We start from the raw sequence: 24664 nt of genomic DNA, 5'->3' as shown, positions 1-24664 counted from the left end.
TATCCGCTTTTTTTTGGGTCGCGCTGCACTACCCCTGTGGGAGCTGGCTTGCCTGCGATGCGAACGATGCGGTCTGCCTGGATGGCCGAGGCGATGCCATCGCAGGCAAGCCAGCTCCCACAGGGTAACCAAGCTTGAGCAACACTGAATTTCAGGACCGTGGCACATGCATGAGCATCCGCTGCAACGCTTTTTCAAATCCCTGCGCGAACAACCGGTGTTCGCCTGGGAGCGCTTTCAGATGCGCGACGTGTTGGTGATTGACCATCCGCTGTGCCAGGCGGTGTTCAGTCGCCAGGGCGCGCAATTGCTGCACTTTCAACCGCGTGGCCAGAAACCCTGGCTGTGGTGTGCGGCCAAGTGGCCGCAAGTCGGCGCCATCCGTGGCGGCGTGCCGGTGTGCTGGCCGTGGTATGGGCGCCACCCGAGCGAAAACGCGTGGCCGTCCCATGGCTGGGCGCGGTTGATCGACTGGAAGCTGCTCGACAGCAGCGCCGACGACGATGGCGTACGCCTGCACTGGCAATTGCAGCTGTGCGACTGGCAGGTCGACCTGCACGCACACCTGGGCGAAACCCTGGAACTGCGCCTGTGCACCGAGCATCAGGACGAGTTGCCGTGCCAGTTGAGCCATGCTTTGCACGCCTATTGGCGTATCGGCAATGTCGGTGAGATAGCGCTGTCTGGGCTCGACGGCGCGCAAGGTTATGACCAGCTCAATCGCCAGGTTTGCCAGCAGGAAGGCGAGCTCCGCGTGGATGGCGGCTGCCAGCGGGTGTTCCAGCATGACGGGGAATTACACCTCAAGGACCATGCCTGGCAGCGCGAGCTGTGCATCGACACCGGCGACAGCGCCGACACGGTGGTGTGGCACCCGGGCAGCCGACCTTTGTTGGGCGTGAGCTTTAACGAGGCGGCGGGGTTTGTGTGCGTGGAGTCGGCGATGGCCGGGGCCAGCTTGGCGCCGGGGGAGAGGGCGCATCTGAGTTTGCAGGCAAGGGCTGGGGCATGATCGTTCCCACGCTCCGCGTGGGAATGCCGCCTTGGACGCTCTGCGTCCGCTCGTGACGCGGAGCGTCACAGGATGCATTCCCACGCAGAGCGTGGGAACGATCTGGAACTAGTTAAACTCATCCCCAACCGGATACCGGCTGTCATTCAAGCTCTCTTTGATCTTGCGCAAATGCGGCTGGAAATCCACGCCACGGCGCAAGGTCATGCCGGTGGCCAGCACATCCAGCACCGTCAGTTGGATGATCCGCGACGTCATCGGCATGTAGATGTCGGTGTCTTCCGGCAACGGAATGTTCAAGCTCACCGTACTGGCCTTGGCCAATGGCGAGTTCTCGGCAGTTACGCCCAGCACCGACGCACCGTTTTCCCGCGCTATACGCGCCACTTCCACCAGCTCGCGGGTACGCCCGGTGTAGGAAATAATCACGAACAGCTCGCCGGTGTGCGCCACCGACGCGATCATGCGCTGCATCAGCACGTCGGCATGGGCGGTGACCGCCAGGTTGAAGCGGAAGAACTTGTGCAGCGCATCCATGGCCACCGGCGCCGAAGCACCCAGGCCGAAGAAGTGGATCTGCCGCGCCTGGATCAACAGGTCCACGGCCTTGCTGATCAGGGCCGGGTCCAGAGCCTGGCAGGCGCTGTCCAGCGAGGCAATGGCGCTGCCGAAGATCTTCTGCGTGTACGCCTCGGGGTTATCATCGGCTTCCACGGCACGGCTGACATACGCCGCACCACTGGCCAAACTTTGCGCCAGCTGCAATTTAAGTTCAGGGTAGCCACTGACGCCGAATGAACGGCAGAAGCGGTTGACCGTCGGTTCACTGACCGAGGCGGCTTGGGCGAGGGCGGCGATAGAGAAGCGGGTCGCCTGCTGTGGGTTGAGCAGGATGACCTCGGCGACTTTTTTCTCGGCCTTGTTCAATTCTTCGAGGCGGTTCCGGATTTGTTCCAGAAGATTTCGCACGCGGTCCATTCAGTCTTTCCTTCGGGCGACGATGCAAATTAAGGGCGGTAGCCAATCGACGAGTGGCCCTTTGCGGTGGCCTATCCTACTGAGGGTAGCTGAACACCACCACTCGGAATGCATATTTTGGGAAAATGTTGTGGTTATTACTACATTTTTCCTTGAGTGATGCCTTGAAAAAAGGTATTTGTAGCTTAACTTGATAAAAGAACAAACATCATGCCTTCGATAACCGTAGAACCCTGCACCTTTGCCCTGTTTGGCGCGTTGGGTGATCTGGCGCTGCGCAAGTTATTTCCTGCCCTCTATCAGCTGGACGGCGCAGGGCTCCTGCACGACGACACGCGCATCCTGGCCCTGGCCCGTGAAGCCGGTTCCGAGCAGCAGCACCTGGCGCATATCGAAAAAGAACTGCGTAAATACGTCGGCAAGGAACTGGACGAAGCCATCGCTCAGCGTTTCCTGGCGCGGCTGACCTATGTACACGTCGACTTCATGAAGGCCGACGACTACGTGGCCCTGGCTGAAATCGCCGGCACCGAACAACGCCTGATTGCCTACTTCGCCACCCCGGCGGCGGTGTACGGCGCGATCTGCGAGAACCTGTCCAAGGTCGGCCTGGCGGAAAACACCCGCGTCGTGCTGGAAAAGCCGATTGGTTCGGACCTGGAATCCTCGCGCAAGGTCAACGACGCCGTGGCGCAGTTTTTCCCGGAAAACCGCACCTACCGCATCGACCACTACCTGGGCAAAGAGACGGTCCAGAACCTTATTGCGCTGCGTTTCGCCAACAGCCTGTTCGAAACCCAGTGGAACCAGAATTACATTTCCCACGTGGAAATCACCGTGGCCGAGCAGGTCGGTATCGAAGGCCGTTGGGGTTACTTCGACAAGGCCGGCCAGCTGCGCGACATGATCCAGAACCACCTGTTGCAGCTGCTTTGCCTGATCGCCATGGACCCGCCGGCCGACTTGTCCGCCGACAGCATCCGTGACGAGAAGGTCAAGGTGCTCAAGGCCCTGGCGCCGATCAGCCCGGACGGCCTGACCACGCAAGTGGTGCGTGGCCAGTACATCGCCGGTTACAGCGCCGGCAAGGCAGTGCCGGGTTACCTGGAAGAAGAGAATTCCAACACCCAGAGCGATACCGAAACCTTCGTCGCCCTGCGTGCCGATATTCGCAACTGGCGTTGGGCCGGGGTGCCGTTCTACCTGCGGACCGGCAAGCGCATGCCGCAAAAGCTGTCGCAGATCGTCATCCACTTCAAGGAACCGTCCCACTACATCTTCGCCCCCGAGCAGCGCCTGCAGATCAGCAACAAACTGATCATCCGCCTGCAACCGGACGAAGGTATTTCCTTGCGTGTGATGACCAAGGAGCAGGGCCTGGACAAGGGCATGCAGCTGCGCAGTGGCCCGCTGCAACTGAATTTTTCCGACACCTACCGCAGCGCCCGTATTCCGGATGCCTACGAGCGGTTGTTGCTGGAAGTGATGCGCGGCAATCAGAACCTGTTTGTTCGCAAAGATGAAATCGAAGCCGCGTGGAAGTGGTGTGACCAGTTGATCGCCGGGTGGAAAAAATCCGGTGATGCGCCCAAGCCGTACGCGGCCGGGTCGTGGGGGCCGATGAGCTCGATTGCACTGATCACGCGGGATGGGAGGTCGTGGTATGGCGATATCTGAATTGAAACTGCCTCAGGGCGTCACTGCCCATGAGTACCGCACGCCTGTGCTGCTGGCCGACGGCCTGGCCAATGACGTGGCCGAGCAACTGCGCGCGGCCATCAGTGCACGTGGCGAAGCGACCCTGGTGGTGTCCGGTGGCCGCAGCCCCGTGGCGTTTTTCCAGAACCTGGCCAAGCAAGGCCTGGACTGGTCCAAGGTCACCATCACCCTCGCCGACGAGCGCTGGGTGCCGGTGGAACACGCCGACAGCAATGCCGGCCTGTTGAAGAAGTACTTGCTGCAAGGCCCGGCCGCCAAGGCCAAGTTCCTCAGCCTGTACAACGTTGCCGCGAATCTTGAAGACGCCGCCGAACTGGCCGATCGCCAGTTGGCAGAGTTGCCCGCCATTGATGTGCTGGTACTCGGCATGGGCGATGACGGCCACACCGCATCGCTGTTCCCCAACAGCCCCAACCTGGGCGAGGCACTGAAGGCCGACGGCACCCGCCGTTGCTGGCCGATGCTGGCGCCGACCGTGCCGCACCAGCGCCTGACCATGAGTCGCGCGTTGCTGGCCACGGCCCACTACACCGTGCTGTCGATTTCCGGCAGCTCGAAATTGACCACCTTGAGCGCCGCGCTGGCCAGTGACGACGTTGCTGCCATGCCGATTCGCGCGTTTTTGCAACCTACTTTAGAGATTTACTGGTGCCCATGAGCCAAGGATCAGCCGCTATGAAAAGCCCTCAACCGACCGTGTCCATGGCGGATAAAGTTGCCCTGATCGACAGCCTCTGCGCCAAGGCGCGGATCCTGCCGGTCATCACCATCGCTCGCGAACAGGACATCCTGCCGCTGGCCGATGCCCTGGCAGCGGGCGGTTTGACCGCACTGGAAGTGACCCTGCGTTCCGAGTTCGGCCTCAAGGCCATTCAGGTCCTGCGTGAGCAGCGCCCTGAACTGTGCACCGGTGCCGGCACCGTGCTCGACCGTCACATGCTCGAAGCGGCCGAAGTGGCCGGCTCGCAATTCATCGTCACCCCCGGCATTACCCGCGACCTGCTGGAAGCCTCGGTGCACAGCCCGATCCCACTGCTGCCGGGCATCAGCAATGCCTCCGGCATCATGGAAGGCTATGGCCTGGGCTATCGCCGCTTCAAGCTGTTCCCGGCGGAAGTCAGCGGCGGCGTCGCGGCGATCAAGGCCCTGGGTGGCCCGTTCGGCGAAGTCAAATTCTGCCCAACCGGCGGCGTTGGCCCGGCCAACATCAAGAGCTACATGGCGTTGAAAAACGTGATGTGCGTGGGCGGTAGCTGGATGCTCGACCCGGAATGGGTCAAGAACGGCGACTGGGCCCGCATCCAGGAAGTTACCGCACAGGCGCTGGCGCTGCTGGACTGAGCTGATTTATCGAATCGTTGTTGCTGTGCTTAACGGCATTTTTGCGGTGCACTTGGTCGGTGTACCGCTTTTTTTTGCCTGTAAAAAACCACAAATCCAAAGGTGGGAACGGGCTTGTGTGGGAGCTGGCTTGCCTGCGATGGCGGTGGGTCAGCTTGGGATGTATTCATTGATAGACCGCTATCGCAGGCAAGCCAGCTCCCACAGTTTTAATCGTTGTTCAGTGCGGTAATCGCGTCGACCAATACATCGATATCCGCCGCCGTTGTCACCAGCCCCGGCGTCACCCGAATACAGGTGCCAAACGCCGCACCCGTGCGCGTCGTGGTAAACAAGCCGTAATCCTCGAGCAACCGATCCGCCATCACCTGCTGATCCCGCCCAACAAACTTGAACGCCGTGATCCCGCAATACAGCCGTGGATCGTCCGGGGTGAGTACTTCAATTCCCGGTAACCCACGCACCTGGCTCACCCACAAATCGCGCAGGTAATTGACCCGCGCGCCTTTGGCGGCCGAGCCACCCAAGGCGCGATGTTCTTCCAGCACCAGCGGCAAGGTCATCAGCGCCGGAAAATTCGGCGTGCTGTACGACGTGCGTGCGCGTACGTCGGTGGCTGGGTAGTGAAACTCGCCCATGTCCGGGTCGATATCCGCAAGGCGCTCCGGGGCGATGTACAAAAAGCCCAGCGTCAGCGGCGCACCGATCCATTTATGCAAGTTGAAGCCCGCAAACTGAATGCCCAGCTGCGCGAGGTTGAATTCAATCTGGCCCAAGGCGTGGGCGCCATCGAGGATCACATCAACGCCATGCTCGCGCGCGGCCTTGGCAATCGCCTCGACGGGCATCACCAAGCCTGTGCGGTGGGTCACATGGGTCAGGGCCATCAGCTTGAGGCGTGGGTACTGGGCGAACGTATCGCGGTAGGTCTGCAGCAGGCTGTCGAAAGTGGACGGGTGAGTGTGGGAAATCTCAATAACCTCAACACCGCGATAGCCCGCCAACCAGCGCATCGCGCCTTTGACCGTGTCGTACTCCAGGTCGCTGATCAGCACTTGATCGCCGGGTTGCAGGCAGTTGTAGTTACGGATGAGTGATTGCAAAGCCTCGGTGGCGTTGCGGGTGAAGGCGATCGCCTCGGGGTCGGCATCAATCAGGGCCGCCAGTTGGCGACGGATCTCGACGTTTTCACCCTGCTCAAAGCGCTGGCGCACATACAGCGAGTTGCTGCGGTTAATAAACGCCACATGCTCCAGGTACTGCGCGCGGACCGCGCGGCTCATGCGCCCGAAATAGCCGTTTTCCAGGTTGACCGGGCCGGGCTCCAGCTCATAGCGCTGGGCAATGGCTTGCCAGTGACGTTCGTTATCAGCATTCCTTGGCATGGCGTGGGCTCTTAATGGCGAGGGGCGGGTTTGCCGTGTTTGGCGCGCAGCGGTTCCAGCAGTTCCGACAGGCCGTTGTGGTCGATTTCCTGCATCAACGCCAGCAACCCGCCCAGCTCGCCGTGGGGGAAACCTTCACGGGCAAACCAATTCAGGTAAGGGCCGGGCAGGTCGGCGATGATCCGCCCCTTGTATTTGCCGAAAGGCATTTCGCGGGTGATCAGCAGTTCGAGTTTTTCGGGGTTCATGGCGCTTCAGTGAGGTGAGTCGAAGTCATCGAAAATACAGGCATTCTGCATGAAGGCCAAATGACAGATCATGCAAATAACGTACATACAGATGGTTCAATAATTTATAAGTCATTGAAAATAAAGGAATAGTTTGTTTTTCAAAACCTGGCACGGGCGCTGCAATCATTAAGGTAAGTTTCTTAACCCGCACAAGGAATTGAAAAATGACTGACATCAATAAAGAATCGATCTCCGTACTTAACGACCTGATCGAGACCAGCAAAGACGGCCAGAAAGGCTTCGCCACCTGTGCTGAAGACATCAAGCACCCAGAGCTGAAAGCGCTGTTCGTGAAACGCTCCACCGACTGCGCTACCGCAGCTGCCGAACTGCAAACTGCAGTCAGAGCGCTGGGCGGCGATCCGGAAGAATCCGGTTCGGTTGCGGGTGCCCTGCACCGTGGCTGGGTCGACGTGAAGTCGCTGGTGACCGGCAAAGATGAAGAGGCCGTGTTGAACGAAGCCGAGCGCGGTGAAGACCACGCACTGAAGGCCTACAAGGAAGCGATCGAGAAGATCAACAAGCACAACCTGCTGGGTATTCGCGAACTGGTTGAGCGTCAGTTCCACGGCGCACAACGCAACCACGACCAGGTGAAAGCCCTGCGTAACCAGGCTCGCGCTCAGTCGTAAGACCTGCTGTGTAACAAATGTGGGAGCGGGCTTGCTCGCGAAGACGGTGTATCAGCCAACCTCTATGGTGGCTGGTACACCGCTTTCGCGGGCAAGCCCGCTCCCACATTTTGCGTTGTGCAGATGTTGAAATTTGATCAGCCGATGCTGATAGGTGGCAACTCAGTCAGTGTCACCACTTGCTGCTTGCGTGGCGCCAGAATTTCCGCCTCGCCATCCACCACCAACTCGTCGCGCTGGTTGAACACACGTGTGGCAATACGCACGCGAAACTTCGGCAGCTTCTCGAGAATTTCCAGACGCACGGTCAGCGTGTCGCCGATTTTTACCGGTTTCTGGAAGCTCATTTGCTGGCCGATATAGATGGTGCCCGGCCCAGGCAACTCGCAGGCAACGGCCGCGCTGATCAGGGCGCCGCTGAACATGCCGTGGGCGATACGCTCCTTGAACATGGTCGCCTTGGCGTACTCGGCATCCAGGTGCACCGGGTTGTGGTCGCCGGACATGGCGGCGAACAGCTGGATATCGCGCTCCTCAACGGTCTTGCTGTAGCTGGCGGTCTGGCCGACTTCGAGGGCTTCGTACGGGGTGTTGGTAACCTGAGTCATCTAAAGGTGCATCCTGTGGCTAATCGGTAATTAATTAACTATCTGATTCTAAACGAAAAATTACTCGCAGCGAGTCGGCCTGCGCAATGTCAAAGCCTGCTCCAGCCACGCCAGTACATCGGCGGTGACTTCATCACGATTGGTCTCGTTGAACACTTCATGGCGTGCTTGCGGGTAGATATTCAATTGCAGGTGCTGGCAGCCGGCCTCACGTAATGCGTGGGCCAGGCTTTTGAGACGCTTGCCTTCACTCACCGGATCACATTCCCCGCCCATCACTAAAATCGGCAGGCCCGGGTCGATCTGCGCGAGATTGGACGCTTTACTGATTTGCTGCAAGCCGCCCAGCAGGTCGACCCACAGCTGGTTGGTGCAACGGAAACCGCAGAGTGGGTCGTTGATGTAGTGGTCGACCTCATCCGGGTCGCGGCTGAGCCAGTCAAACGCGGTGCGATTGGGTTTGAATGCCTTGTTGAACGAGCCGAACGACAAAAAATCTATCAGCGCACTGCGCCCGCGCAGCCCCTGGCGTGCGCGTTCGATCCGCGCAATCAGCGCGGCGGCGCGGTACAGCGCAATCGGCTGGAAATTCGAGCCACTGAGAATCGCGCCATTCAAGCTGGCGCTGTGGTGCAGCAGGTAGGCCTGGGCGATGTAGCTGCCCATGCTGTGGCCCAGCAGAATGATCGGCAGCCCCGGTTGCTGCTGGCCGATGTGCTGGTTGAGGCTGGCCAGGTCGCCGACCACTTTGTTCCAGCCATCTTTTTCGGCGTACAGCCCCAGCGTCCCTTCGTCAGCCGTTCGGCCGTGGCCGCGCTGGTCCAGCGCGTACAGGCCGTAGCCGGCTGCGCACAGGGCTTCAGCCAGGCGCGCATAGCGGCCGCTGTGCTCGGCCATGCCGTGGGACAACATGATCATGGCCTTGGCCTGGCCTTCCGGCAGCCATTGATTGACGTACAGGCGGCTGCGGTCATTCGCGGTCAGCCAGAAGGTGCTGTGGTTCATGGCGCTTCCTTTGCTCAGGGTCGTTGCAGTGTATAGCTCATCTGCCAGGGGCTGGTGTATCTGCCTACACGTTAGGGGCAAGATTCATACAATAAATGACACAGTTGGATGTATTTGCCTGTTTGGCCATAGCTGCTAACGTCCCCAAAGCTCCGCTTTTTATAGATGCGTTTTTATAACTGCAGCGGTCGGACACACTCAGGTAAGAGGACAAGAATAATGCAACCTGATTTCTGGAATGACAAACGCGCGGCGGGCGTTCCCAATGACATCGACCTCACCACGTACAAGTCGGTGATCGAAGTCTTCGAACGGTCCTGCAAGGCCTTTGCCGACCGTCCGGCGTTCAGCAACATGGGCATCACCCTGACCTATGCCGAGCTTGAGCGCCAGAGTGCGGCGTTCGCCGGTTACCTGCAGCAGCACACCGACCTCAAGCCGGGCGAGCGCATCGCGGTGCAGATGCCCAACGTGCTGCATTACCCGATTGCGGTGTTCGGCGCCCTGCGCGCCGGGCTGATCGTGGTCAACACCAACCCGCTGTATACCCCGCGCGAAATGCGCCACCAATTCAAGGATGCCGGCATTCGCGCGCTGGTTTACCTCAACCTGTTCGGTTCGCGGGTGCAGGAAGTGTGCGCCGACACCGAGATCGACTACCTGATCGAAGCCAGGATGGGCGACTTCATGCCCGCCGCCAAAGGCTGGCTGATCAACACCGTGGTCGACAAAGTCAAGAAGATGGTCCCGGCCTACAGCCTGCCACGTGCTGTGTCATTCAAACGCGCCTTGCGCATGGGCGCGGGGCAGGGCCTGACCCGGCATCCGGTGACACTGGACGATATCGCCGTGCTGCAATACACCGGCGGCACCACCGGCCTGGCCAAGGGCGCGATGCTCACCCACGGCAACCTCGTCGCCAATATGCAGCAGGCGCGGGCGTGCATGTCCCAGGTCAGCGACGCCGGCCAGCCGCTGATAAAGGAAGGGCAGGAGGTGATGATCGCGCCGCTGCCGCTGTACCACATCTATGCCTTCACGGCGAACTGCATGTGCATGATGGTCACCGGCAACCACAACGTGCTGATCACCAACCCGCGCGACATCGGCGGCTTTATCAAAGAGCTGAAAAAGTGGCGGTTCTCCTGCCTGCTGGGGCTGAACACGTTGTTCGTGGCGCTGATGGACCACCCGGATTTCAAGACCCTGGATTTTTCCCACCTCAAGATCACCAACTCCGGCGGCACTGCGCTGATCAAGGCCACGGCCGAGCGGTGGAAGGCCTTGACCGGTTGCTCCATTGGCGAAGGTTATGGCCTGACTGAAACCTCGCCGGTGGCCAGCACCAACCCGTACGGCAGCCAGTCGCGGTTGGGTACCGTCGGTATTCCGGTGCCCGGCACCGCGATGAAAGTCATCGATGATGAAGGGCATGAGTTGCCCTTGGGCGAGCGCGGCGAGCTGTGCATCAAAGGCCCGCAGGTCATGAAGGGCTACTGGCAGCAGCCGGCCGCGACTGCCGAGACCCTCGACGCCGAAGGCTGGCTGAAAACCGGCGACATCGCGGTGATCGACACCGATGGCTTTGTGAGCATTGTCGATCGCAAGAAAGACCTGATCATCGTCTCGGGCTTTAACGTGTACCCCAACGAGATCGAAGACGTGGTGATGGCGCACCCGGCGGTGGCCAACTGCGCCGTGATCGGCGTGCCGGATGAGCGCACCGGGGAGGCGGTGAAGCTGTTTGTGGTAGCGCGCACGCAAGGTGTGAGCCTTGAAGAGCTGAAGGCGTACTGCAAGACCAACTTCACCGGCTACAAGGTGCCCAAGCACATTGTGTTGCGTGATTCGTTGCCGATGACGCCGGTGGGCAAGATTCTGCGCAGGGAGCTGCGCGACATCGCCTGATAGGAAATGCGCTTAAAAAATGTGGGAGCGGGCTTGCCTGCGATAGCGATGTTCCAGTCACTGGATGTATTGACTGACAGACCGCAATCGCAGGCTAGCCAGCTCCCACATTGTTGTTTGTTGATCTGTAAGGCCCATTCCAGAGCGTTTTGCTGGGGGATTTTACCCTGGTTTAAAGTGTGACCAAATATTGTAGGACAGTCATGATTATGACTGTAGGGCCCTCTTTTGGCTCTAGGCGGCCCTTGGCAAAGCTGCTACTCTCGGCGCGCTTTGTGACTTCTCGGCCTGCTTGAAAGCGCCAGACTCACCTAAAAAAACATACACCAATAATAATCGCATCAAATGCGATGATGAATTCGCGTCGCTGAGGAGTGGGCTTCCATGAACGAAGACTTTTGGAAGGATAAGTACCCCGCCGGGATTGCTGCAGACATCAATCCAGACGAGTATCAGAATATTCAGGCGGTACTGAAACAGTCCTGCCAGCGCTTCGCCGACAAACCGGCTTTCAGCAACCTGGGCAAAACCATCACCTACGGTGAACTGTACGAATTGTCCGGCGCCTTCGCCGCCTACCTGCAACAACATACCGACTTGAAGCCAGGCGATCGAATCGCCGTGCAACTGCCCAACGTCCTGCAATACCCGGTTGCCGTGTTCGGCGCCATCCGTGCGGGCCTGATCGTGGTCAACACCAACCCGCTGTACACCGCGCGGGAAATGGAACACCAATTCAATGATTCCGGGGCCAAGGCCCTGGTTTGCCTGGCGAACATGGCGCACCTGGCTGAAAAAGTCGTGCCCAAGACCGCCGTCAAGCACGTGATCGTCACCGAAGTCGCTGACCTGTTGTCGCCATTCAAGCGCCTGCTGATCAACAGCGTCATCAAGTACGTGAAGAAGATGGTCCCGGCGTACCACTTGCCCAAGGCGATCAAGTTCAACGACGTGCTGGCCAAGGGGCACGGCCAACCGGTCAACGATGCCAGCCCGGCCAGCGGCGATGTCGCCGTACTGCAATACACTGGCGGCACCACCGGCGTGGCCAAGGGCGCGATGCTCACCCACCGCAACCTGGTCGCCAACATGCTGCAGTGCAAGGCGCTGATGGGCTCCAACCTCAATGAAGGTTGCGAGATCCTGATCACGCCGCTGCCGCTGTACCACATCTATGCCTTCACCTTTCATTGCATGGCGATGATGCTGATCGGCAACCACAACATCCTGATCAGCAACCCGCGCGACTTGCCGGCGATGGTCAAGGAACTGTCGAAGTGGAAGTTCAGCGGCTTTGTCGGCTTGAACACCTTGTTCGTGGCGCTGTGCAACAACGAAGGCTTCCGCAAGCTGGACTTCTCCGCGCTGAAAGTCACGCTGTCGGGCGGCATGGCGTTGCAGTTGGCAGCCGCCGAGCGTTGGAAAGACGTGACCGGCTGCAACATCTGCGAAGGCTATGGCATGACCGAAACCAGCCCGGTGGCGACGGTCAACCCGATCCAGAATATCCAGATCGGCACCATCGGCATTCCGGTGCCGTCGACCGTGTGCAAAGTCATCACCGATGACGGCGTCGAGCTGGCCCTGGGCGAGATCGGCGAGCTGTGCGTCAAGGGCCCGCAAGTGATGAAAGGCTATTGGCAGCGCGAAGACGCCACCGCCGAGATCCTCGACAGCGAAGGCTGGTTGAAGACCGGTGACATCGCGATCATCCAGCCTGACGGCTACATGCGCATTGTCGACCGCAAGAAAGACATGATTCTGGTCTCCGGTTTCAACGTTTACCCCAACGAACTGGAAGACGTGCTGGCGGGCCTGCCGGGCGTGCTGCAATGTGCGGCCATCGGCGTGCCGGATGACAAGTCCGGGGAGCACATCAAGCTGTTCATCGTGGTCAAGCCAGGGGCAACCCTGACCAAGGACCAGGTGATGGAACACATGCGCGCCAACGTCACCGGCTACAAGGTGCCCAAGGCCGTTGAGTTCCGTGATGCGCTGCCGACCACCAACGTGGGCAAGATCCTGCGGCGTGAGTTGCGCGATGAAGAATTGAAGAAGTTGGGCCTGAAAAAGTAACCCATAAAAAACCCCGCGATTGCGGGGTTTTTTAATGTCAGGATTGAAATGCAATCCATTTTGCTCTGCATTCCTACAGGGCAAACTGCGCGAAGCTCACCCCGGCACCCGTCGGGCGCACATCCTTCAGGAACGAATCCTTGTCCGCACTCAACTCCAGGGTGATCTCCGGCTTGCGCTTGCCCGCATTACGCACCACCAAGCCTTCGAGTTTTTCACGCAGATAGGCCGTCGGCACCTTCAAGTGCAGCAGCTGGTCGGACTCGGCGTTGTGCATCAACAGGTGAATCCACTCGTACTGGCCCACGGCAATACGGCCCACCGGCAGGTCGAACCACCAGATGTTGCGCTTGCGGTCCAGGTCGGTGAAATGGCAGTTGTTGACGCCGAGTACGGCACCGCCCAGTTCCAGGTTTCTGCGGGCAATGGCCTGTGCTTTATTGAGTTTCATAACCTTCCTACGGGATCTGTTATTCAGCGTTATAGCCTGAATGTGCCGGGCATTCTCGTGGGTTGGCTGCAAAACATAAAGCCAAACCTGCAGGCGGCGATGAAATGCCCGCTGAAAAATAATTGAAACTCTGCCGAACGGCCTCGGGTCAATCTCTACGTAATGACCAAAAACCTCGATTGTTCCAGGAGAAATACCATGAGCAGCACATCGGATAAGGCAAAAGGTTTGAAAGACGAGCTCGTTGGCAACATCAAGCAAGGTGTTGGCAAAGTCACCGGTAACGACAAGCTGCGCGCTGAAGGCGTAGTGCAAGAGAAGAAAGGCCAGGTTGAAAAAGCAGTAGGCGATACCAAGGACGCGGTAAAGAAAGCGACCAAGTAAGCCTGCCAACGCGCAGCCAAACGGCCATCCACGGATGGCCGTTTTTATGTCGTCGCTTGCAACTAAAATCTGGTAATTGTTTCAAAGTCGCCAAGTAGGCTACTTTTGATGTAGAAAACGGCCCCTGAGTCGCCCACGACCTCAACCCTTTTGCGGCGAAAGGAGACGCTATGATTTTTCCGGTATTGCAAGGCTTGCCACTGCACAAAGTGCTGGTGCGCACCGTCACGGAATTCGTCGATGACGAAATGCCTACCTATGCCTCGGCACTGGCCTACCAGATGCTGTTCTCGTTGTTTCCCTTCCTGTTGTTCCTTATTGCCCTGATCGGTTTTCTGCACCTGCCGGACTTCTTTACCTGGCTGCGCATGCAGTCGGAACTGGTGTTGCCGCCCCAGGCGCTGGAGCAGGTCAACCCGGTGATCGACCAATTGCAGCAATCCAAGGGTGGCTTGCTGTCCGTCGGTATCGTGATTGCGTTGTGGACCGCCTCCGCCGGCGTGCGCCTGATGATGAGCGCGATGAACGCCGCTTATGACGTAGTCGAAGGCCGGCCAATCTGGAAGCGCTTCCCGCTGTCGGTGTTCTACACCATCGGCATCGCCGGCATGCTGCTGGCCGCCGCTGCATTGATGGTGCTCGGCCCGCAAGTGATGGAATGGCTCGCCGGGCAGATCGGCATGCAGGAATTCGTCGTCACCTTATGGACCATCCTGCGCTGGCCGCTGATCGTGATTCTGCTGATGTTCGCCGTGGCCCTCATGTACTACGTGATGCCTGATGTGGAGCAGAAATTCCGCTTCATCACCCCAGGCTCGGTACTGGCCGTGGTGGTGTGGATCATCGCCTCCCTGGGTTTTGGCTACTACGTAAAAACCTTCGCCGACTACAACGCCATGTATGGCAGTATCGGTGCGATCATCGTCCTGCTCCTGTACTTCTATATTTCCGCCGCCGTATTGCTGCTGGGCGCGGAGATGAATGCCGTGATCGAACACATGTCGGCGGAAGGCAAGGACCCCGGGGAAAAGGAGTTTGACGAGCATTCGGATACGAATGAAAAACAGCACGTCTCAGGCCTCGGCCGGGACCACTCCAAGCCCCTAACTGACGAAGTCTGATTGATGATCCGTGAAATCCTGAAAATGGGCGACGAGCGCCTGCTGCGCGTTGCGCCACCGGTTCCGCCCGAGATGTTCGACAGCCCTGAGCTGTGGCAATTGATTGATGACATGTTCCAGACCATGGAACACGTCGGTGGCGTCGGCCTGGCCGCACCGCAAATCGGTGTTGACCTGCAACTGGTGATCTTTGGTTTCGAGGCCAGTGAACGCTACCCGGACGCGCCGCCGGTGCCGCAGACCATCCTGATCAACCCGTTGATCACGCCGCTCAGCCCGGTGCTGGAAGAAGGTTATGAAGGTTGCCTGTCCGTGCCCGGCCTGCGGGGTGCGGTGGACCGTTATCAGCAGATTCGCTACGAGGGTTTCGACCCCAAGGGCGAACCGATTGTGCGCATCGCCGAAGGCTTCCACGCGCGGGTGGTGCAGCATGAATGCGATCACCTGATCGGCCGGTTGTACCCGTCGCGGATTACCGACTTCAGCAAGTTCGGGTTTATCGAAGTGATGTTTCCGGACATGGATCCGAACGCGGACGAGTAATACCCAGGCACACTGGGGTTAACCTGTGGGAGCTGGCTTGCCTGCGATAGCGGTCTAACAGTCACACTTGTGTTGGCTGACCCACCGCTATCGCAGGCAAGCCAGCTCCCACATGGGTTCTGCGTTAACTCAGACTATTTTGCCGGTTTAACAAACCGCAACGTCATCCGATCCGACTCCCCAATCGCCAAATACTTGGCCTTGTCCTGCTCGCCCAGCTTCAACGCCGGCGGCAGCGTCCACACCCCACCCGGATAATCCTTGGTGTCCTTCGGGTTGGCGTTCACCTCGCTTTGCCCCGCCAGCTTGAACCCGGCGTCTGTCGCCAGCTTCACCACCTGCGCGGTGGTCAGGTAACCACTGTCCTTGATGGCTTGCAGATCCGCCCCGTCCTTGGCGCGGTGATCTTCCACGCCCAGCACCCCGCCGGGCTTGAGCACCGTGTAGAACGCGCTGAAGGTGGCCGGTGCGGTGCCCGCGTCAACCCAGTTATGCACATTGCGGAAGGTCAGCACGCTGTCGGCCGAAGCCGGTTTGCCGAACACCGGAGCCTTGGGGTCGAACTCCACCACTTGAGCCTTGGCGTAACGCGCAGGGTCGGCGGCGAATTTCTTTTTCAGGTTCTGTTCGGATGTCGCGGCGTAAGCGCTGCTACTCGCGGCCTGCACGGCGGCAATGTAATGCCCTTGATCCTTGAGCAACGGCGCCAGCACTTCGCTGTACCAGCCGCCGCCCGGGGTGATCTCGATCACCGTCTGCCTGGCGCCCAAACCAAAGAATTCCAACGTCTGCTGCGGGTGGCGATAGCCGTCACGCGCGCTGTTGGCCGGGTCGCGCCAACTGCCGGCGAGCACGCTGGCGTACTGCTTGGCGCTGATCGGCGCGTCGGCTGCCTGGCTGAAAGTGGGAGCGAGGAGGGCGGTGAGGGACAGAGCTGCAAGCGTCGTTTTCATGATCATCCTGTAAGAGGCCACTGTGCCGTCGAGGCTAGCATGGGCGTTCTACCGGCCGATCACACATTATCCGAGGTCGACCTTTGCGTTGGTTATAAGCCCCATCGCAATCATTGGCTTGTTACGTTTGTAGCGCACCCACCGTTCGCTGAGGGATTGCGGCAACAGCGTGTCTTGAGTGAACCCCATGCGCTGATACACCGCTTCCAAATCCGGATGGCACAGCAGCCAGACGGTCCCTTCCACGTCAGCGACCGCCTGCAGAATCAAGCGCGCCGCCAACCCTTGGCCACGATACGCCGGGTCGACAAACACGCCGGTCAGCCACTGCCCACCCACCACCGGGCTCAGGCACAGCCCGGCCACAATTTCACCGTCGCGCGCCACCCATAAACGCCCACCTTTGATGGCCTTCATCGACGAATCATGGCGGCGATAAAACTTGTTCAGCAGCGGCCACAGCGGCTCTGCCAGCGGTTCAATGTGCAGTTCGGGCATGCTCTTCAAGCCAGCGGTTTCAAGGGCCGAGAATTATAAGCGCGTTCTGCGGGGCAATAGGTGGTATACCCAGTGTTACATCCCCTTCAGTTGAGCATGCATCATGGCCAAAGGTATGGATTCAAAGAAAGCCGCGAAGAAGAAACCGGCAAAAACCGCCGATGAAAAACGCGCCGACAAGAAAGCCAAGAAAACCGAGACAGGCCTGTTCGGTCACTGAGTTACAAGCTTAGAACCAAACGATCTGCAAGATTTTCGGGTCTCGCTGCACAGAGCAGGAAACACCTGCTCTGAGCTGCCGATGGCCAACTACCTTGATCTGACCCATCGCCGGGAAATCGAAGCCCTGGCGCACAGTTTTACTGCCAGAACCGAATGGCCGACCTGGCTTGTGCTGATCGGCGTGTATGCCGGCTGGTTCAGCGTGATGTTCGCCAGCCCCTGGCTGGGCGTGTGGCTGAGCACGCTGTTGCTGATTCCGCTGGTGACGCTGTGGCTGTCGGTGCAACACGAATTGCTTCACGGCCATCCCACCCGTTCCCTTCTCGTAAACAAACTGCTCGGCTATGCACCGTTTGCCGTGTGGTATCCCTACACGCTGTACCGCGACAGCCACTTGTTGCACCACAACGATGAAGACCTGACGCTGCCGGGCATCGACCCGGAAAGCCGCTACCTCAATCAATCCCAATGGGATAACAGCGCGCTGTTTAAACGCGGCGTGCATTGGCTGACCAAAACCGTATTGGGCCGCTTCCTGCTGGCCGCGCCTTTGGCGATTGGCCGCCTGGCCCGGCATGAGTTTCGACGCCTGCCACAGGTGTGGCCGATGTGGGTGTGCCACGGCGCCGTGACCCTGCTGATGCTCAGCTTTATCGCCCACTACAGCGCCTTGCCGGTGTGGCATTACCTGCTTCTGGTCACCGCGCCGGCCTTGTCCTTGGCGTCGATCCGTTCCTACTATGAACACCGCCCGCACCTGCAACCGGAACAGCGCACCGTCCTCAACGAAGCGTCCTGGCCGTGGACCTGGCTGTTCCTCAATAACAACCTGCACCTGGTGCACCACGACTTGCCGAAACTGCCCTGGTACTTGCTGCCCACGGTCTACCACGCGCGCCGCGAACAATGGGTGGCGCGCAGCGGGGGCTTTCTGGTGCAAGGTTACGGCCAGTTGATCAGCCTCCACGGCCTCAAGGCCATCGACAGCCCGCGGCACCCTTTTGCGTGAGAGACGACCATGAGTGAACACTACGCCGAGCTGCTGATGTACGTGGCTCCCGCAGCGGTGCAACAGGCCAATCAACAGTGGCTGGCGCGCATCTTCGAGCGCTTGAACCTGACCCGTCGCAACGCTGACCACCTCGACCTGCACGACCTGTGGCTGGCGCCCGAACTGCTAGTCACGCAAACCTGCGGCTACCCGCTGATGACCCAACTGCGCGGCCAGGTGCGCGTGATTGGTCGCCCACGCTACGAGCTGGCCCACAGCAGCAAAGCCGAGCATTGCAGCCTGCTGCTGACCCGCGACGACAACCCGCGCGTCGCCCTGGCCGACTTCTACAACAGCCGCGGCGTGATCAACGGCTACGACTCCAACAGCGGCATGAACCTGCTGCGCGAACGCCTTGCGCCATTGCAGCGCGACGGGCGTTTCTTCGCCAGCCTCGGCAGCAGCGGCGCCCACCGCGAAAGCCTGCGCTGGCTACGCGAAAACCTCGCCGACCTCGCCGCCATCGACAGCGTCACCTACGACTACCTCGCGCGGTTCGCCCCGCAGGAAGTGGCGGGGCTGCGCATCGTCACCCACAGCGCGCCGAGCCCGACCTTGCCCTACATCGGGCCGCTGCAGTTGAGCGACGAACAGGTGCTCCGGATTCGTGAGGCGATGAACCTGGCGTTGCAGGATTTGCCGCAGGTGGTCGAAACCCTGGGCATCCAAGAAGTACTGCCCGCCAGCGAAGACGACTATCACGTGCTGTTGGCCTACCAGCAATACGCCGCCAACGCCGGCTACGCCGACCTGCGCTGATCGTTCCCACGCTCTGCGTGGTAACGCCTCCCGTGACGCTCCGCGTCACCCTCTCAAGCACTGACGCAGAGCGTCAAAGGCTACATTCCCACGCAGAGCGTAGGAACGATCGGTTATATAAAAATACCTTTTAAATATTATTAAAGAATAAGCAGCCTTGTTAGGATCGCTCCACCGGAACACCGGACATAACGCGCAACCTACTCAGATGGAGCCACTATGTCCGGCGCCGACACTTCTCACAGCGATTACGTGGGCGGATTGTTCCGCAGTCATTACGACTGGCTGTGCAGCCGTTTGCACCGCCACCTCGATTCGCGTGCACACGCCGAAGACATCGCCGCCGACACCTTCGTCCAACTGCTGAGTTCGCCGGGCGTGCTGCCGATCCGTCAGCCCCGTCCCTTGCTCACCACCATCGCCCAACGCCTGATGTACCAGCTGTGGCGCCGGCGTGACCTGGATCGCGCCTACCTCGATGCCCTGGACAACGACGAAACCTGCACCGCGCCGTCTCCCGAAAACCTGGCGCAAATGCTTGAAGCGCTGCAAGCCATCGACCAACTGCTCGACGGCTTGCCGGCCAAGGTCAAGGCGACCTTCCTGCTGTCGCAACTCAATGGCCTGACCTACCCCGAGATCGCCGCCGAACTGGGCATTTCCCAGCGTTCGGTCAGCGACTACATGGCCCGCGCCCTCAACCGTTGCCTGCGGCTGTGCCTGGAATGAACGACGAATTGATCAACAGCGCCACGCGCTGGTACGTGCTGCTGCGCTCAGGGGACGCCACGGCGGCGGACTGGCAGCGCTATCACCAATGGCGCGCCGCCGACCCGCGTCATGACGCCTTGTGCCAGCAATTGGAAACGCGCCTGGGCGTGTTCCAGGTGCCACTCGGCCAGGGTGTCAGCGGCAAAGTCTTGCAGCAGGCGCTGGAGGCGCCTTCCAGTCGCCGGCATGTGTTGCAGATCGCGCTGGCGGGCGCGGGCGTGGCCATAGGCGCCGCGCTGCTGAACAAACCTTTGGGCCTCTGCGAGTTGACGGCGGATATCCGCACCGGCACCGGCGAGCGTCGCACCGTCACGCTGGCCGATGGCAGTGAGTTGCTGCTCAACGCGCAAAGCGCGGCGGATATCCAGTTCGACCCGCAACGGCGCCTGGTGCGCCTGCGCGAAGGCGAGTTGCTGGCCAAGGTTGCCAGTGATCGCAACCGACCCTTTTTGATCCAGACCGACCAGGCGCAATTGCGCGCCTACGGCAACCGCTTGCTGCTGCGCGAGCGCGAAGGGCAGGGCCAGGTCGTTGCGCTCAACGGCGCCGTGCAGATCGACAGCCACGGCGGCGAGCGCCTGCAACTCGCCGCCGGGCATGCAGTGCATTACGACCGCGCCGGTTTCGGCCCGGTACAGGCCAGTTCCGCCAGCGCCACCGCGTGGGTCGACGGCTTCCTGCAAGTGCGCGACCGCCCGCTGGCGGAAGTCATCGACGCATTGCGGCCCTATCACAGTGGCGTGTTGCGCCTGGATCCGTCAGTCGCCGGCTTGCGCGTCAGCGGCCTGTACCGGCTGGACAACCCGCAGCAAATCCTCGACACCCTGGCGCGCACCTTGCCGATCCACATCACCCGCCGCACCGGGTTGTGGGTGACCATCAATGCGGCCTGACGGACGTCCTCGGTCAATGTGGGAGCTGGCTTGCCTGCGATGGCATCGACTCGGTTCAACTGTGAGACCGAGTTGTGTGCATCGCAGGCAAGCCAGCTCCCACAGGGGTTGGGTTCGCTGCTCAAATGTGGGTTCTAAGGACATAACCAAACGGTCTGCAAGTTTTGCCCCCACCAACCCACATCACTCCCGTAAGCGCTGCGGGGAGCAGCGTTCTCGAGTTTCCTTGGGGGGAGCCAAAGTGAATCAGTTCAACCGTGTGCCGCTTCGAACCTTTGCCCTGGTGCCGTTGGCCAGCCTGTTTTTCTCGTTTGCCGCCAGCGCCGAAGACGCGCGTCAGGTCTACCACATTGCACCCGGCCCGCTGGATGAAGTGCTGCTGAACATCAGCCGCCAAAGCGGCCAAGTGATCTCCTTTACGCCGCAACTGGGCAATTATTCCTCGGCCACGGTCGACGGTTCGCTGTCGGCGCATCAGGCGGTGGACGCCGCGCTCAAGGGCACCGGCCTGCAAGTGCAAGTCAGCCCGGACGGTGCGTTCATCATCAAGGAAGGCGCAGCCAAAGGCGCCACCAGCAGCGTCAAGGCGCAGACCAGTGCCGCGCAGGCGCCGACCCTCGACCGCGTGGTCGCCATCGGCACCCGGCGCAGCAACGCCACCGCGCTGACCAGCAGCGCCCCGGTCGACGTGATCAACGCCGAAGAACTCAAGCAAACCGGCGCCACGAGCCTCAACCAGGCGTTGTTCCAGCTGCTGCCGTCGTTCAACTTTCCGCAGAACAACAGCGCCACCCGCGGGCAAGACCCCAAGGGCGCTTCGTTGCGTGGCTTGTCGCCTGACCAGACGCTGGTACTGATCAATGGCAAGCGTCGCCACACCTCGGCGGTGGTGAATATCTCCGGTGGCGTGCCGTTTATTGGCGCGCAGCCGGTCGACCTCGACATGATCCCCATCAGCGCCATCGACCACGTCGAAGTGCTGCGTGATGGCGCCTCGGCGCAGTACGGTTCCGACGCGGTGGCCGGGGTGGTCAACATCGTGCTCAAGGAGCGCGACAGCGGTGGCGGCGTCAATACGCAACTGGGCAAATACGCCCAGGGCGACGGCTTCAGCAAAACCACCGATGGCTGGTATGGCATTGGCCTGCCGGGCGACGGCTTCCTGACCTTGAGCTTCAACACCCTGAACAACAAGCCCGACGACATTGGCGACACGTACGTCGCCGACGGCCGCGTGCAAGACCCGCGCTGGGGCGGCGCCGGGCGCGACAAATACAACCTGGCGGCCAACGCCGAGATCGGCCTGAACGACCAATGGCGCGTCTACAGCTTCGCCACCTTCGGCCAGGACACGTCGGTGAACAACACGCCGCCGCTGCTGGCCAGCAGCCCGAACAACGTCGCGTCGATCTACCCCGGCGGCACGATTCCCAAGTACCGCTATCGCTACGAAGACGGCGCCATCACCCTCGGTACGCGCTATGAAGACGACAGCATTGGCCGCTTCGACCTGAGCGCCACCTATGGTCGCGACGAGCACGACGAGCTGGCCTTCAACACGGTCAACCCGAGCTACGGCGCCAACAGCCCGACCAAGTTCAACGTCGCGACCTTGGTCAACGACCAGACCAACATCACCCTCGACTACGCCAAGGATCTGGACGTGAACTGGTCCAGCCACCCGCTGACCGTCTCGGCGGGCGTGGCCTATCGGCACGAGCAATATCGCCTCGAAGCCGGCGACTACGACTCCTATTCCTACGGCGGTATCGATGGCGTGCAGGTCGGCGCGGTGCAAGCCTCCGGGCTGACTCCGGACGACGCCGGCACGTTTAAACGTGATGTGGGCGGCGTGTATTTCGGCCTCGAAAACCAGGTCACCGACAAGCTGCAAGTCGGCGTGGCCGGGCGCACCGAGCACTATTCGGACTTCGGCTCGGCCACCACCGGCAAGCTCTCGGCGCGGTATGACTTCACCCCGCAAGTGGGCGTGCGCGCCACGGTCAACAACGCGTATCACGCGCCAAGCCTGGGGCAGATCGGCACCTCGTGGACCACCACCACCAACCTCGATGCCAACGGCAACCCGGTGCTGACGCGCATGCTGCCGGCCGACAACCCGGCGGCGCGTGCCCTCGGCGCGCAACCGCTCAAGCCGGAGAAGTCGACCAACTACTCGTTGGGCCTGGTGCTGCGACCGGCCGAAAATGCCTCGCTGACCATCGACGCCTATCAAATCTCGATTCGTGATCGCCTGCTGTTCAGCGGCGGCATTTCCGGGCCGCTGGCCGAGCAGATCCTCACCAATGCCGGCTACGGCCAGTACTCGTGGGCGCAGTTCATGACCAACGCCGCCGACACCCGCACCCGCGGCGTCGATATCGTCGGCAAGTACAACCTGGACCTCGCGCAGTTCGGTGACCTGGCGCTGTCGGCCGGCTACACCAAGGCGCGCACCACGATTGAGAAAGTCCACGAAAACCCCAACGGTTTCGAAGTGCTGACCCGCGAAGCCCGTGGCTTTATCGAGCACGGCTACCCCGAAGACAAACTGGTGTTCGGCGCGGTGCACAGGCTCAACCAGTGGACCATCGCCCTCAACCAAACGCGCTACGGCAAATACCGCAAATACGCGGCCAGCGAGACCAACGCGCAATACGACCAAGTCTTCAGCGCGCAATGGACCACCGACCTCGACGTGAACTACGCCTTCACCCAGCAACTGCGCGTGTCGGTGGGCGTGAACAACCTGTTCGACAGCAAACCCGACGACTTCAACAGCCGCCTGCGCCAGACGCCGGGCCAGCAATACAGCTACCTGTCACCGACCGCGCCGGAAGGGGCGTTTTACTACACGCGGCTCAGTTATGACTTTTAACCCGCTCACCGATCGTTCCCGCGCTCTGCGTGGGAATGCCTCTTGTGACGCTCTGCGTCACCTGTTGGACGCAGAGCGTCCGGGGCTGCATTCCCACGCGGAGCGTGGGAACGATCATCACCACGAGGTTCTGCATGAAAACAATTAAAAAACTGCTCGGCGGCTCGCTGCTGGCACTCGCTGTCCTGGCCCAGCAAGCCCCCGCCGCCGATGCCGTCAAACCGATCCACTTCGGCGACATCACCTGGGAAAGTGGCAGCCTGATCACCGAAGTACTGCGCCTGATTGTCGAGAAAGGCTACGGCCTGCCCACCGACACTTTGCCCGGCAGCACCGTGAGCCTGGAAGCCTCGCTGGCCAAGGACGACATCCAAGTGATCGGCGAAGAATGGGCCGGGCGCAGTCCGGCGTGGGTCAAGGCGGAGGGCGAAGGCAAAGTGTTCGGCCTGGGCGATACGGTCAAAGGCGCGACCGAAGGCTGGTGGGTGCCGGAATACGTGATCAAGGGCGACGCCGAGCGCGGCATCAAGCCCCTGGCGCCGGACCTCAAGTCGGTGGCCGACCTGTCGCGTTACAAGGACGTGTTCCGCGACCCCGAAGACCCAAGCAAAGGCCGCTTCCTCAACAGCCCCACCGGCTGGACCTCGGAAATCGTCAACAGCCAGAAGCTCAAGGCCTATGGCCTGACCGACACCTTCGTCAACTTCCGCACCGGCTCCGGCGCGGCGCTGGACGCCGAAGTGGCCTCGTCGATCCGCCGTGGCAAACCGGTGCTGTTCTACTACTGGTCGCCGACCCCGCTGCTCGGCCGCTTCAAGCTGATCAAACTGGAAGAGCCGCCGTTCAACGCCGAAGCCTGGAAAACCCTGGCCGACGCCAATAACCCGCACCCCATCGGCACCCGCTCGATGCCCGCGCACCTGGCGATTGGCGTGTCGGCGCCGTTCAAGGCGCAGTACCCGCAACTGGTGACTTTCTTTGAAAAAGTCGACCTGCCGATTGACCTGCTCAACGGCATCCTCGCGCAGATGAGCGAGAAGCGTGAGCAGCCGCGCCAAGTCGCGCTGGCGTTCCTCAAAGAGCAGCCGCAAGTCTGGCAGCAATGGGTGCCGGCGGACGTGGCGGCCAAAGTCAAAGCCGCCCTTTGATGCTTGATCGTTCCCACGCGCAGCAAAGGAACGCCACC

General features: G+C 60.6%; 24 protein-coding genes. 16 read left to right on the top strand and 8 right to left on the bottom strand.

Translation table 11 applies throughout. From position 1 onward, the window contains the following. The first annotated feature begins 166 nt into the window (after positions 1 to 166). Positions 167 to 1012 carry a D-hexose-6-phosphate mutarotase gene (locus tag PspR76_RS24165; RefSeq protein WP_159959360.1) on the top strand — a complete coding sequence of 282 codons (846 nt, stop codon included), beginning with the start codon at positions 167 to 169 and terminating at the stop codon, positions 1010 to 1012. 108 nt (positions 1013 to 1120) lie between these two features. On the opposite strand, the gene PspR76_RS24160 is transcribed toward PspR76_RS24165, so the two are convergent. Continuing rightward, positions 1121 to 1981, bottom strand: a complete 861-nt coding sequence (locus PspR76_RS24160; RefSeq protein ID WP_170039859.1) for a MurR/RpiR family transcriptional regulator — start codon at positions 1979 to 1981, stop codon at positions 1121 to 1123. 219 nt (positions 1982 to 2200) lie between these two features. Between PspR76_RS24160 and zwf the strand changes: the two genes are divergently transcribed. From zwf to PspR76_RS24145, 3 genes are read left to right on the top strand one after another with little or no spacing between them, the layout of a single operon-like run. Beyond that, positions 2201 to 3667, top strand: coding sequence for a glucose-6-phosphate dehydrogenase (zwf, locus tag PspR76_RS24155; protein WP_122674464.1), 1467 nt, complete (start codon positions 2201 to 2203; stop codon positions 3665 to 3667). Beyond that, positions 3654 to 4367: a 6-phosphogluconolactonase gene (gene pgl, locus PspR76_RS24150; protein WP_159959358.1), complete on the top strand. Its 714-nt coding sequence runs from the start codon at positions 3654 to 3656 to the stop codon at positions 4365 to 4367. Before zwf ends, pgl begins: the two co-directional genes overlap by 14 nt. A gap of 17 nt (positions 4368 to 4384) precedes the next feature. Then, positions 4385 to 5050 (top strand): bifunctional 4-hydroxy-2-oxoglutarate aldolase/2-dehydro-3-deoxy-phosphogluconate aldolase, encoded by a 666-nt coding sequence (locus PspR76_RS24145; RefSeq protein WP_026067364.1) that lies wholly within the window; start codon positions 4385 to 4387, stop codon positions 5048 to 5050. Positions 5051 to 5259: 209 nt separating this feature from the next. On the opposite strand, the gene PspR76_RS24140 is transcribed toward PspR76_RS24145, so the two are convergent. Further along, the gene (locus PspR76_RS24140) at positions 5260 to 6435 is read right to left on the bottom strand and encodes an aminotransferase class V-fold PLP-dependent enzyme (protein ID WP_159959356.1); all 1176 of its coding nucleotides are present in this window, start codon (positions 6433 to 6435) and stop codon (positions 5260 to 5262) included. Between the two features lie 11 nt (positions 6436 to 6446). Beyond that, positions 6447 to 6683, bottom strand: coding sequence for a DUF3820 family protein (locus PspR76_RS24135; protein WP_003213031.1), 237 nt, complete (start codon positions 6681 to 6683; stop codon positions 6447 to 6449). A gap of 206 nt (positions 6684 to 6889) precedes the next feature. On the opposite strand from PspR76_RS24135, the gene PspR76_RS24130 reads away from it, so the two are divergent. Further along, on the top strand, positions 6890 to 7357 hold the full coding sequence (locus PspR76_RS24130) for a ferritin-like domain-containing protein (RefSeq protein ID WP_159959354.1): 468 nt from the start codon (positions 6890 to 6892) through the stop codon (positions 7355 to 7357). A 137-nt stretch (positions 7358 to 7494) separates the two neighbouring features. Here the strand turns inward: PspR76_RS24130 and PspR76_RS24125 are convergent, their stop codons facing one another. Together PspR76_RS24125 and PspR76_RS24120 are read right to left on the bottom strand one after the other, a co-directional pair. After that, the gene (locus PspR76_RS24125; RefSeq protein ID WP_003175719.1) at positions 7495 to 7965 is read right to left on the bottom strand and encodes a MaoC family dehydratase; all 471 of its coding nucleotides are present in this window, start codon (positions 7963 to 7965) and stop codon (positions 7495 to 7497) included. 60 nt (positions 7966 to 8025) lie between these two features. Continuing rightward, the gene (locus tag PspR76_RS24120; RefSeq protein ID WP_159959352.1) at positions 8026 to 8970 is read right to left on the bottom strand and encodes an alpha/beta hydrolase; all 945 of its coding nucleotides are present in this window, start codon (positions 8968 to 8970) and stop codon (positions 8026 to 8028) included. Between the two features lie 219 nt (positions 8971 to 9189). On the opposite strand from PspR76_RS24120, the gene fadD2 reads away from it, so the two are divergent. Next, positions 9190 to 10878 (top strand): long-chain-fatty-acid--CoA ligase FadD2, encoded by a 1689-nt coding sequence (gene fadD2 / locus PspR76_RS24115; protein ID WP_159959350.1) that lies wholly within the window; start codon positions 9190 to 9192, stop codon positions 10876 to 10878. A gap of 384 nt (positions 10879 to 11262) precedes the next feature. Next, a complete protein-coding gene (gene fadD1 / locus PspR76_RS24110; RefSeq protein WP_159959348.1) occupies positions 11263 to 12954 on the top strand; it encodes a long-chain-fatty-acid--CoA ligase FadD1 in 1692 nt (563 codons plus the stop codon). 73 nt (positions 12955 to 13027) lie between these two features. On the opposite strand, the gene PspR76_RS24105 is transcribed toward fadD1, so the two are convergent. Continuing rightward, positions 13028 to 13405: a hypothetical protein gene (locus PspR76_RS24105; protein ID WP_159959346.1), complete on the bottom strand. Its 378-nt coding sequence runs from the start codon at positions 13403 to 13405 to the stop codon at positions 13028 to 13030. A gap of 198 nt (positions 13406 to 13603) precedes the next feature. Here PspR76_RS24105 and PspR76_RS24100 point away from each other — a divergent pair, with 198 nt between their 5' ends. The 3 genes from PspR76_RS24100 (at position 13604) to def (ending at position 15453) form a co-directional block, all read left to right on the top strand. Then, on the top strand, positions 13604 to 13789 hold the full coding sequence (locus tag PspR76_RS24100; RefSeq protein WP_060754107.1) for a CsbD family protein: 186 nt from the start codon (positions 13604 to 13606) through the stop codon (positions 13787 to 13789). A gap of 170 nt (positions 13790 to 13959) precedes the next feature. Then, positions 13960 to 14910, top strand: coding sequence for a YihY/virulence factor BrkB family protein (locus PspR76_RS24095; RefSeq protein WP_159959344.1), 951 nt, complete (start codon positions 13960 to 13962; stop codon positions 14908 to 14910). Between the two features lie 3 nt (positions 14911 to 14913). After that, positions 14914 to 15453, top strand: a complete 540-nt coding sequence (gene def / locus PspR76_RS24090) for a peptide deformylase (protein ID WP_159959342.1) — start codon at positions 14914 to 14916, stop codon at positions 15451 to 15453. Positions 15454 to 15587: 134 nt separating this feature from the next. Here def and PspR76_RS24085 read toward each other — a convergent pair whose 3' ends face one another. Then, entirely contained in the window at positions 15588 to 16406 is an 819-nt protein-coding gene (locus tag PspR76_RS24085; RefSeq protein ID WP_159959340.1) for a class I SAM-dependent methyltransferase, read from the bottom strand. Between the two features lie 66 nt (positions 16407 to 16472). Next, positions 16473 to 16904, bottom strand: coding sequence for a GNAT family N-acetyltransferase (locus tag PspR76_RS24080; RefSeq protein WP_159959338.1), 432 nt, complete (start codon positions 16902 to 16904; stop codon positions 16473 to 16475). A 301-nt stretch (positions 16905 to 17205) separates the two neighbouring features. On the opposite strand from PspR76_RS24080, the gene PspR76_RS24075 reads away from it, so the two are divergent. The 6 genes from PspR76_RS24075 (at position 17206) to PspR76_RS24050 (ending at position 24626) form a co-directional block, all read left to right on the top strand. Continuing rightward, complete coding sequence (locus PspR76_RS24075) at positions 17206 to 18135, top strand: fatty acid desaturase (RefSeq protein ID WP_159959336.1); 930 nt, start codon at positions 17206 to 17208, stop codon at positions 18133 to 18135. A 9-nt stretch (positions 18136 to 18144) separates the two neighbouring features. Continuing rightward, positions 18145 to 18936 (top strand): phosphate/phosphite/phosphonate ABC transporter substrate-binding protein, encoded by a 792-nt coding sequence (locus PspR76_RS24070; protein WP_159959334.1) that lies wholly within the window; start codon positions 18145 to 18147, stop codon positions 18934 to 18936. Between the two features lie 219 nt (positions 18937 to 19155). Next, entirely contained in the window at positions 19156 to 19665 is a 510-nt protein-coding gene (locus PspR76_RS24065) for a sigma-70 family RNA polymerase sigma factor (RefSeq protein WP_159959332.1), read from the top strand. Further along, a complete protein-coding gene (locus tag PspR76_RS24060) occupies positions 19662 to 20600 on the top strand; it encodes a FecR domain-containing protein (RefSeq protein WP_159959330.1) in 939 nt (312 codons plus the stop codon). The genes PspR76_RS24065 and PspR76_RS24060 overlap by 4 nt, the downstream gene beginning before the upstream one ends. Positions 20601 to 20841: 241 nt before the next feature. After that, positions 20842 to 23478, top strand: a complete 2637-nt coding sequence (locus PspR76_RS24055) for a TonB-dependent receptor plug domain-containing protein (RefSeq protein ID WP_159959328.1) — start codon at positions 20842 to 20844, stop codon at positions 23476 to 23478. 134 nt (positions 23479 to 23612) lie between these two features. After that, the gene (locus PspR76_RS24050) at positions 23613 to 24626 is read left to right on the top strand and encodes an ABC transporter substrate-binding protein (protein WP_159959326.1); all 1014 of its coding nucleotides are present in this window, start codon (positions 23613 to 23615) and stop codon (positions 24624 to 24626) included. Positions 24627 to 24664: the final 38 nt, after the last annotated feature.

Origin of the sequence: Pseudomonas sp. R76, from assembly GCF_009834565.1 — a bacterium.
In the GTDB taxonomy this organism is placed as follows: Bacteria; Pseudomonadota; Gammaproteobacteria; order Pseudomonadales; family Pseudomonadaceae; genus Aquipseudomonas.
Note: the sequence above shows the minus strand (reverse complement) of the source record. Positions and strands in the feature narration are given on the sequence as shown.

Bases quoted from the DNA above. Each gene is read 5' to 3' on its own strand.
- PspR76_RS24105 (WP_159959346.1), bottom strand. From the start codon at position 13,405: ATGAAACTCAATAAAGCACAGGCCATTGCCCGCAGAAACCTGGAACTG.
- PspR76_RS24130 (WP_159959354.1), top strand. From the start codon at position 6,890: ATGACTGACATCAATAAAGAATCGATCTCCGTACTTAACGACCTGATC.
- PspR76_RS24060 (WP_159959330.1), top strand. From the start codon at position 19,662: ATGAACGACGAATTGATCAACAGCGCCACGCGCTGGTACGTGCTGCTG.
- PspR76_RS24125 (WP_003175719.1), bottom strand. From the start codon at position 7,965: ATGACTCAGGTTACCAACACCCCGTACGAAGCCCTCGAAGTCGGCCAG.
- def (WP_159959342.1), top strand. From the start codon at position 14,914: ATGATCCGTGAAATCCTGAAAATGGGCGACGAGCGCCTGCTGCGCGTT.
- PspR76_RS24065 (WP_159959332.1), top strand. From the start codon at position 19,156: ATGTCCGGCGCCGACACTTCTCACAGCGATTACGTGGGCGGATTGTTC.
- PspR76_RS24070 (WP_159959334.1), top strand. From the start codon at position 18,145: ATGAGTGAACACTACGCCGAGCTGCTGATGTACGTGGCTCCCGCAGCG.
- fadD1 (WP_159959348.1), top strand. From the start codon at position 11,263: ATGAACGAAGACTTTTGGAAGGATAAGTACCCCGCCGGGATTGCTGCA.
- PspR76_RS24140 (WP_159959356.1), bottom strand. From the start codon at position 6,435: ATGCCAAGGAATGCTGATAACGAACGTCACTGGCAAGCCATTGCCCAG.
- PspR76_RS24100 (WP_060754107.1), top strand. From the start codon at position 13,604: ATGAGCAGCACATCGGATAAGGCAAAAGGTTTGAAAGACGAGCTCGTT.
- PspR76_RS24075 (WP_159959336.1), top strand. From the start codon at position 17,206: ATGGCCAACTACCTTGATCTGACCCATCGCCGGGAAATCGAAGCCCTG.
- PspR76_RS24080 (WP_159959338.1), bottom strand. From the start codon at position 16,904: ATGCCCGAACTGCACATTGAACCGCTGGCAGAGCCGCTGTGGCCGCTG.
- PspR76_RS24095 (WP_159959344.1), top strand. From the start codon at position 13,960: ATGATTTTTCCGGTATTGCAAGGCTTGCCACTGCACAAAGTGCTGGTG.
- PspR76_RS24165 (WP_159959360.1), top strand. From the start codon at position 167: ATGCATGAGCATCCGCTGCAACGCTTTTTCAAATCCCTGCGCGAACAA.
- PspR76_RS24085 (WP_159959340.1), bottom strand. From the start codon at position 16,406: ATGAAAACGACGCTTGCAGCTCTGTCCCTCACCGCCCTCCTCGCTCCC.
- fadD2 (WP_159959350.1), top strand. From the start codon at position 9,190: ATGCAACCTGATTTCTGGAATGACAAACGCGCGGCGGGCGTTCCCAAT.
- PspR76_RS24135 (WP_003213031.1), bottom strand. From the start codon at position 6,683: ATGAACCCCGAAAAACTCGAACTGCTGATCACCCGCGAAATGCCTTTC.
- pgl (WP_159959358.1), top strand. From the start codon at position 3,654: ATGGCGATATCTGAATTGAAACTGCCTCAGGGCGTCACTGCCCATGAG.
- PspR76_RS24050 (WP_159959326.1), top strand. From the start codon at position 23,613: ATGAAAACAATTAAAAAACTGCTCGGCGGCTCGCTGCTGGCACTCGCT.
- zwf (WP_122674464.1), top strand. From the start codon at position 2,201: ATGCCTTCGATAACCGTAGAACCCTGCACCTTTGCCCTGTTTGGCGCG.
- PspR76_RS24120 (WP_159959352.1), bottom strand. From the start codon at position 8,970: ATGAACCACAGCACCTTCTGGCTGACCGCGAATGACCGCAGCCGCCTG.
- PspR76_RS24145 (WP_026067364.1), top strand. From the start codon at position 4,385: ATGAAAAGCCCTCAACCGACCGTGTCCATGGCGGATAAAGTTGCCCTG.